General features: G+C 70.0%; 8 protein-coding genes, 1 tRNA gene, 1 other RNA gene and 1 pseudogene. 4 read left to right on the top strand and 7 right to left on the bottom strand.

Features of this window, described 5'->3' with window-relative positions; translation table 11 throughout:
• Together CCN33_RS15480 and ffs are read right to left on the bottom strand one after the other, a co-directional pair.
• Window positions 1-1,378, bottom strand: a 1,378-nt coding sequence (locus tag CCN33_RS15480) for a DNA polymerase III subunit gamma and tau (RefSeq protein ID WP_140394557.1), incomplete at its 3' end; no start/stop codon positions are given.
• A gap of 140 nt (window positions 1,379-1,518) precedes the next feature.
• Window positions 1,519-1,613, bottom strand: an RNA gene (gene ffs, locus CCN33_RS15475) — signal recognition particle sRNA small type.
• A 73-nt stretch (window positions 1,614-1,686) separates the two neighbouring features.
• Here ffs and CCN33_RS15470 point away from each other — a divergent pair.
• Window positions 1,687-1,774 (top strand) — tRNA-Ser (locus tag CCN33_RS15470).
• A gap of 98 nt (window positions 1,775-1,872) precedes the next feature.
• Here CCN33_RS15470 and CCN33_RS15465 read toward each other — a convergent pair.
• The 3 genes from CCN33_RS15465 to CCN33_RS15455 are packed head-to-tail and all read right to left on the bottom strand — an operon-like array spanning window position 1,873 to window position 3,783.
• Window positions 1,873-2,286: an arsenate reductase ArsC gene (locus tag CCN33_RS15465; RefSeq protein WP_086694200.1), complete on the bottom strand. Its 414-nt coding sequence runs from the start codon at window positions 2,284-2,286 to the stop codon at window positions 1,873-1,875.
• Complete coding sequence (gene arsB, locus CCN33_RS15460) at window positions 2,279-3,379, bottom strand: ACR3 family arsenite efflux transporter (protein ID WP_167387867.1); 1,101 nt, start codon at window positions 3,377-3,379, stop codon at window positions 2,279-2,281. Before arsB ends, CCN33_RS15465 begins: the two co-directional genes overlap by 8 nt.
• Complete coding sequence (locus CCN33_RS15455) at window positions 3,376-3,783, bottom strand: ArsR/SmtB family transcription factor (RefSeq protein WP_086694199.1); 408 nt, start codon at window positions 3,781-3,783, stop codon at window positions 3,376-3,378. The genes arsB and CCN33_RS15455 overlap by 4 nt, the downstream gene beginning before the upstream one ends.
• Window positions 3,784-3,861: 78 nt before the next feature.
• On the opposite strand from CCN33_RS15455, the gene CCN33_RS15450 reads away from it, so the two are divergent.
• From CCN33_RS15450 to CCN33_RS15440, 3 genes are all read left to right on the top strand, one after another.
• Complete coding sequence (locus CCN33_RS15450) at window positions 3,862-4,341, top strand: ArsI/CadI family heavy metal resistance metalloenzyme (RefSeq protein WP_086694198.1); 480 nt, start codon at window positions 3,862-3,864, stop codon at window positions 4,339-4,341.
• 111 nt (window positions 4,342-4,452) lie between these two features.
• Window positions 4,453-4,668 (top strand): type II toxin-antitoxin system VapB family antitoxin, encoded by a 216-nt coding sequence (locus CCN33_RS15445; RefSeq protein WP_086694197.1) that lies wholly within the window; start codon window positions 4,453-4,455, stop codon window positions 4,666-4,668.
• Complete coding sequence (locus tag CCN33_RS15440; protein ID WP_086694196.1) at window positions 4,665-5,087, top strand: PIN domain nuclease; 423 nt, start codon at window positions 4,665-4,667, stop codon at window positions 5,085-5,087. Before CCN33_RS15445 ends, CCN33_RS15440 begins: the two co-directional genes overlap by 4 nt.
• Window positions 5,088-5,249: 162 nt before the next feature.
• Here the strand turns inward: CCN33_RS15440 and CCN33_RS15435 are convergent, their stop codons facing one another.
• Together CCN33_RS15435 and CCN33_RS15430 are read right to left on the bottom strand one after the other, a co-directional pair.
• On the bottom strand, window positions 5,250-5,840 hold the full coding sequence (locus tag CCN33_RS15435) for a poly-gamma-glutamate hydrolase family protein (protein WP_086694195.1): 591 nt from the start codon (window positions 5,838-5,840) through the stop codon (window positions 5,250-5,252).
• A 6-nt stretch (window positions 5,841-5,846) separates the two neighbouring features.
• Window positions 5,847-6,391 (bottom strand): annotated as a pseudogene (locus CCN33_RS15430) (transporter); the annotation flags it as partial.

Raw genomic sequence — 6,391 nt, 5'->3', positions numbered from 1 at the left:
CGGGCTGCGGGGTCGGCGCGGGGGCCTGCGCCGCAGGGGTAGGGGCAGGAGCAGGCGCCGTACTCCCGCCGGGTCCAACAGGATTCCGTACCGCCGCACGAGCGGCAGCCGGTCCCCCGCCGGGCGGTACGGGACTCGCGACCGGGGCCACCGCGCCGGGGTGCGCCTCGGGCCCGGGCACGTACTGCATGGCCGGCGCACCCGTACCCGCCGAGAAGTTCACGCCCCGCTCGATGCGGTCGAGCCGGGCCATGACGGACCGCTCGTCCCCGTACGCGGCGGGAAGCATCACGCGCGCGCAGATGAGTTCGAGCTGGAGACGGGGCGAGTTGGCGCCGCGCATCTCGGTGAGGCCCTCGTTGACGAGGTCGGCGGCGCGGCTCAGCTCGGCGGCCCCGAAGATCTCGGCCTGGGCCTGCATGCGCTCCAGCACGTCGGCAGGGGCGTCGATGAGCCCCTTCTCGGCGGCGTCGGGCACGGCGGCGAGGATCACCAGGTCGCGCAGCCGCTCCAGCAGGTCGGCGACGAAGCGACGGGGGTCGTTGCCGCCCTCGATGACATGGTCGACGACCTCGAAGGCCGCGGCCCCGTCCCCCGTGGCGAAGGCCTCGACGACGGAGTCGAGGAGGGACCCGTCGGTGTAGCCGAGGAGGGAGGTGGCCATGGGGTACGTCACACCGTCCGCGCCGGCACCGGCGAGGAGCTGGTCCATGACGGACATGGAGTCCCGTACGGACCCCTGGCCCGCGCGCACGACCAGCGGAAGCACACCCTCCGCGACCGGGATGTCCTCCTTCTGGCACACCTCGCCGAGGTACTCGCGCAGGGTGCCGGGCGGGACGAGCCGGAAGGGGTAGTGGTGCGTGCGCGACCGGATGGTCCCGATGACCTTCTCGGGCTCGGTGGTGGCGAAGATGAACTTGAGGTGCTCCGGCGGTTCCTCGACGACCTTCAGCAGCGCGTTGAAGCCCGCCGACGTGACCATGTGGGCCTCGTCGATGATGTAGATCTTGTACCGGCTGCCGGCGGGCCCGAAGAACGCCTTCTCGCGCAGCTCACGGGCGTCGTCCACGCCACCGTGGGAGGCTGCGTCGATCTCGATGACGTCGATCGAACCGGGCCCGTTGCGCGCGAGGTCGCGGCAGGACTGGCACTCTCCACAGGGGGTGGGGGTGGGACCCTGCTCACAGTTGAGACAACGGGCCAGGATGCGGGCACTGGTCGTCTTGCCGCAGCCGCGCGGCCCGCTGAACAGGTACGCGTGATTGACCCGGTTGTTCCGCAGCGCCTGCTGCAGCGGGTCGGTTACGTGCTCCTGCCCGATGACCTCGGCAAAGGTCTCCGGGCGGTAGCGGCGGTACAAGGCGAGAGACGACACGCATACGAGGTTATAGGCGCCCACCGACATCCGGACTCGACGCGGGCTCCGGCGCAGGTCAGCGGCTTGGGCATCTCCTGGGCGCCCGTACACCCCCCCGGGTCACCCGAGCCGGCCGTGATCCCTCTGCCCCCGGAAACACAAGGGCCCCCCACGCACCCGCCAGAGCCAACCTACCCTTGCTGCCTTCCGGCCCTGGGGGAGTTCAGTCAGATAGCGCCGCGTGAGGGGCTGCGCAAAGAGTACCTGATCCGGGGGCGGGGGGACGAGTTCGCGACCACTCCTTCCGGTCATGTAATGTCTCCCTCGGAGGATTCGCCTAGAGGCCTAGGGCGCACGCTTGGAAAGCGTGTTGGGGGCAACCCCTCACGAGTTCGAATCTCGTATCCTCCGCCAGTGCCTCACCGGGCACGATGTCGAAGGGCCCCGCTGCTTGCAGCGGGGCCCTTCGTCGTTGTCCGTCTCAGTCGGCCTCCTCCAGCCGTGCCAACGGGTCAGCTGACCGGAGCGATCTCGTCGACCAGGCCGCGGATGCGCTTCTCGATCTCGTCGCGGATCGGACGAACGGCGTTCACGCCCTGCCCGGCCGGGTCGGGGAGCTCCCAGTCGAGGTAGCGCTTGCCAGGGAAGACGGGGCAGGTGTCGCCGCAGCCCATCGTGATGACGACGTCGGATGCCCGGACCGCCTCCACCGTGAGCACCTTGGGCACCTCGGCAGTGATGTCGATGCCCGCCTCCGCCATGGCCTCGACGACGGCCGGGTTGACGGTGTCGGCGGGTGCGGAGCCCGCGGAGCGCACCTGGACGCGGTCGCCCGCGAGGTGAGTGAGGAAGGCAGCGGCCATCTGTGAGCGTCCCGCGTTGTGGACGCAGACGAAGAGCACGGACGGCGTGGCGGTGTCAGACATGGGCGGGGTCCTCTTGGGGCGCGGGTACAGCGGCTGGGGTGGTGAAGTAGCGGCGCGCGTACAGGGCGACGTACACGAGGCCGATCAGAGCGGGCACCTCGATGAGGGGGCCGACGACACCCGCGAGGGCCTGGCCGGAGGTGGCGCCGAAGGTGGCGATGGCGACGGCGATGGCCAGCTCGAAGTTGTTGCCCGCAGCGGTGAACGCCAGCGTCGTGGTCCGTGAGTAGTCGAGGCCGACCAAGCGGCCCAGGGCCATGGACCCGGCCCACATGACGGCGAAGTAGACCAGCAGCGGCAGGGCGATGCGGGCGACGTCCAGCGGCTGGGAGGTGATCGCGTCACCTTGCAGGGCGAAGAGGATGACGATCGTGAACAGCAGCCCGTACAGGGCGAAGGGGCCGATGCGCGGGACGAGCTTGGTCTCGTACCAGGCGCGGCCCTTGGTCTTCTCGCCGATTCGGCGGGTGAGGTAGCCGGCCGCGAGCGGGATGCCGAGGAAGATGAGCACGCTGCGGGCGATCTCCCACACCGACACGTCCAGCCCGGTCTGCTCCAGGCCTAGCCAGCCGGGCAGGACCGAGAGGTAGAACCAGCCCAGCGCCGAGAACGCGATCACCTGGAAGACGGAGTTCAGGGCGACCAGGACGGCGGCGGCTTCCCGGTGGCCGCACGCGAGGTCGTTCCAGATGATGACCATGGCGATGCAGCGGGCCAGGCCCACGATGATCAGGCCGGTACGGTAGGCGGGCAGGTCCGGCAGGAACAGCCAGGCCAGGGCGAACATGAGCACCGGGCCGACCACCCAGTTCAGCAGAAGGGACGGCAGCAGCAGCCGGCGGTCTCGGGTGACGGTGTCGAGGCGGTCGTAACGGACCTTGGCCAGCACCGGGTACATCATCACCAGCAGGCCCAGGGCGATCGGCAGGGACACCCCCGTCACGGTCACCTTGGCCAGTGCGTCACCCAGGCCGGGGACCAGGCGGCCCAGTCCGAGCCCTACGGCCATGGCCGCGAGAATCCAGACAGCCAGGTAGCGGTCGACGAAGGACAGGCGTCCGGCCACGTTGCCTTCGGGTGCGGCAGTGCTCACGAGGCAGCTCCCGCCGGGGCGGTGCGCCCGGACAGCGGTTCACCCTCAGGACGCGTGAGGATGCCGGCCAGACGGTCGGTCATCTCCGGAACGAGCCAGTAGTAGACCCAGGTGCCGCGCCGCTCGCAGTCGATCAGGCCTGCCTGCCGCAGCAGCTTCAGGTGGTGCGAGATCGTCGGCTGGGACAACTCGAACGCCGGGGTCAGGTCACAGACACACACCTCACCGCCCGCCCGAGAGGCGATCATCGACAGCAGGCGCAGCCGCACGGGATCGCCCAGCGCCTTGAACACCTTCGCCAGCTCCACGGCCTGGTCCTCGTCCAGGGGAGCTGTGAGCAGTCCGGGGCAGCACGCTGCGGCGTCATCGCTCTGACCGAGCACCACCAGCTCTTGATTCGACATGCCTCTATATTGACGTCCTTCGATCCGACGCGCAATCTTGCATTGACGGACATCAATGCAACCGGATGGAGTCGTGCCATGCCCCGCGCTCAGCTCGCCCTGCGTGTCAGTGACCTGGAAGCGTCGATCACCTTCCACTCGAAGCTGTTCGGCACCGAACCGGCCAAGCGGCGCGAGGGCCACGCCAACTTCGCCCTCACCGAACCCCCGTTCAAGCTCGTGCTGATCGAGGGCGAGCCCGGCGAGGAGACCCGCCTGGACCACCTGGGCGTCGAGGTCGAGTCCACCGACCAGGTCAACGCCGCCACCACCCGCCTCAAGGACGCCGGCCTGGCCACGTTCGAGGAGAACGACACCTCCTGCTGCTACGCCCTCCAGGACAAGGTCTGGGTCCACGGCCCCGGCAAGGAGCCCTGGGAGGTCTACGTCGTGAAGGGCGACGCCGGCACCCTCGGCAAGAGCGCCGACCCCCACGCCACCGGCGACGGGTGCTGCACCGACCAGGCCACCGAGGAGAGCCCGGCAGCGGCCGGATGCGCCTGCGGCCGGCGATCCTGAGCGGCCTGGGCAGCCCGCGCCCGTCCGTCTCGGTTTCCGTCTCGCTCAGCAACGGACACCCGCGACGGAGATATACTCAGCGGCATCTTTGATATCCAAGGAGATGCACACATGAGCCGTACCGTGATCGATCTCGATGACGACCTCTTGGCCGATGTGGCCAAGGCGCTCGGCACCGGCACCAAGAAGGAGACGGTGAACACCGCCCTTCGAGAGGTGCTGGAGAACCGCCGGCGCGCGCTGGCGATCACGCGGCTGCGTACTGCGGCTGGTGAGGGTGCCTTCGATCTGGACCTCTTCGAGGACAAGGGGAACTACCGCCGGTGAACGCGGCCCAGTTCCTGATCGACACGAGCGCGCTCGCCCGGTTCATGCGCGGTGACGCGGAACAGTACGGATGGGACCAGGCCGCCGCTGCCGGGCTGATCGCCACCTGCCCCGTCACCGAACTCGAGTTCTTCTACAGCGCCCGTTCCATCGAAGACCGGGCGCGAGGCATCGAGGACATGCGCATGATCTTCGGCTGGGTTCCGGTCGACGATCGTGCCTACACCCGTGCCTGGCAGGTACAGGACGCCCTGACCGCACAAGGCCGGCATCGCAGCGCGGGGGCCGTGGACCTCGTGGTGGCTGCCACGGCGGAACTTCAGGGGCTGACCCTGCTGCACCGCGACCGTGACTTCGACTGCATCGCCGCCGTCACCGGCCAAGCACTCCAGTGGTACGGCCCCGAGCCGGGGAAGTAACCGGTACCCGAGTGCGGGCTGCCGTCCCTCTTCGGGCTTCACACTGGCCGCAGCGGGGAGCTGTAGGCCCATGTGGGCGCTCATCCACTCCTGGGTTTGCGCCCCTGGCCCCGTGACGTCCGTGGCCTGGTTCTCCGGGGCGCGGCTCGTGGCCGAGAGGGGTCACCAGCGAGCTCCGTCTCTTTCCATCAGCGTCCTTACCCCCGTCACGAGCCCCTCCACCACCTCTCCCGGCGGGACCTCCGGGTCGGTCGGCACCGGGTGGGTCGTGCGGGCCAGGACCGGGAGTTCCAGTTGGACGCCGCCGTCACGGGTCCGGTTCACCGGGTTGTCCGGGTGGAGGCCCCGTAGGGGGTGGGGGATGCCGGACAGGGTGGTGACCGGGGTGAACGGCGAGCCGGCCAGGGCGGTGGCCAGGACCCTGGCCGCCGGGCGGTTGGAGCCGCCTACGTAGATCGTCCGTGGCGCGGAGCGGCGATTGTGGCCGTGGAGGGAGACGGTCAGGGTCGCGTGCGTGAGGAAGGTGGTCAGGGGGGTGCAGGGGGACATGCGGATGGAGGGGATGTGCTGCGGGGGGCCCGTCGGCTGGGTGAAGGTCAGCAGGGTGGCTCCGGTACGGGTCGCCACCTCCCTCGCCAGTTCCGCCGTGCCGCCTTCCACCGCGCCGTGCAGGGCCAGCAGGCCGACGGGCCCTGCCAGGTGCAGCGTGGTCAGGAAGGGCACGCCCTCGATCGTCACTCGCTCCGTGTGCATCGCCCCTCAGCGTGTCACCCGTACCTCGCGGGAGACCGTCACCTGGTCCAAGTCGGAGACGCGGACCGTCACCTTCATGGTCCAGGTGCCGGGGATCGGGAGGTTGAAGGAGTTCGTGGCCCAGTAGCCGCCTCGGTCGGTGACACCCGTGTCGAGGGGCCCCAGGCGCTGGGCCGGCAGGGTCATGGTGATGCGGAGTTCGGGGACGGCGGCCAGGGCGCCGTTCGCTCCGTAGACCACTGCCTGGACGGAGTTCGGGCCCACTCGGCCGGGGTCGAAGGTGATCTGGACCTTGCCGCGGCCGTTCTCGCCCACCGTGAACGGGACCGTCGTGACCGAGGCCGCCGGGATGCCCGTGTCCGCGGTGGCCGCCTCCTCGGCCGCCCGGCCCGGAAGGGTGCTGGTCAGGAGGGTCGTCAGGACCAGGACCAGCACGCCCACGGCCGCCTCCGCCAGTACTGAGCGGCGCAGGTGTCGCACCGGGAGGTCCGGTTCGGGGGCGGGAGGCTCCGGGGGGAGCGCGGGGCCGCCTGCCGGCACCGGCACCGGCA

Source organism: Streptomyces recifensis, from assembly GCF_002154615.1.
Taxonomy (GTDB): Bacteria; Actinomycetota; Actinomycetes; order Streptomycetales; family Streptomycetaceae; genus Streptomyces; species Streptomyces griseoluteus.
Note: the sequence above shows the minus strand (reverse complement) of the source record. Positions and strands in the feature narration are given on the sequence as shown.

What these genes read in the sequence shown, in the direction of transcription:
- CCN33_RS15435 (WP_086694195.1), bottom strand. Translation starts at nt 5,840, where the DNA reads ATGCACACGGAGCGAGTGACGATCGAGGGCGTGCCCTTCCTGACCACG.
- CCN33_RS15445 (WP_086694197.1), top strand. Translation starts at nt 4,453, where the DNA reads ATGAGCCGTACCGTGATCGATCTCGATGACGACCTCTTGGCCGATGTG.
- CCN33_RS15455 (WP_086694199.1), bottom strand. Translation starts at nt 3,783, where the DNA reads ATGTCGAATCAAGAGCTGGTGGTGCTCGGTCAGAGCGATGACGCCGCA.
- CCN33_RS15465 (WP_086694200.1), bottom strand. Translation starts at nt 2,286, where the DNA reads ATGTCTGACACCGCCACGCCGTCCGTGCTCTTCGTCTGCGTCCACAAC.
- CCN33_RS15450 (WP_086694198.1), top strand. Translation starts at nt 3,862, where the DNA reads ATGCCCCGCGCTCAGCTCGCCCTGCGTGTCAGTGACCTGGAAGCGTCG.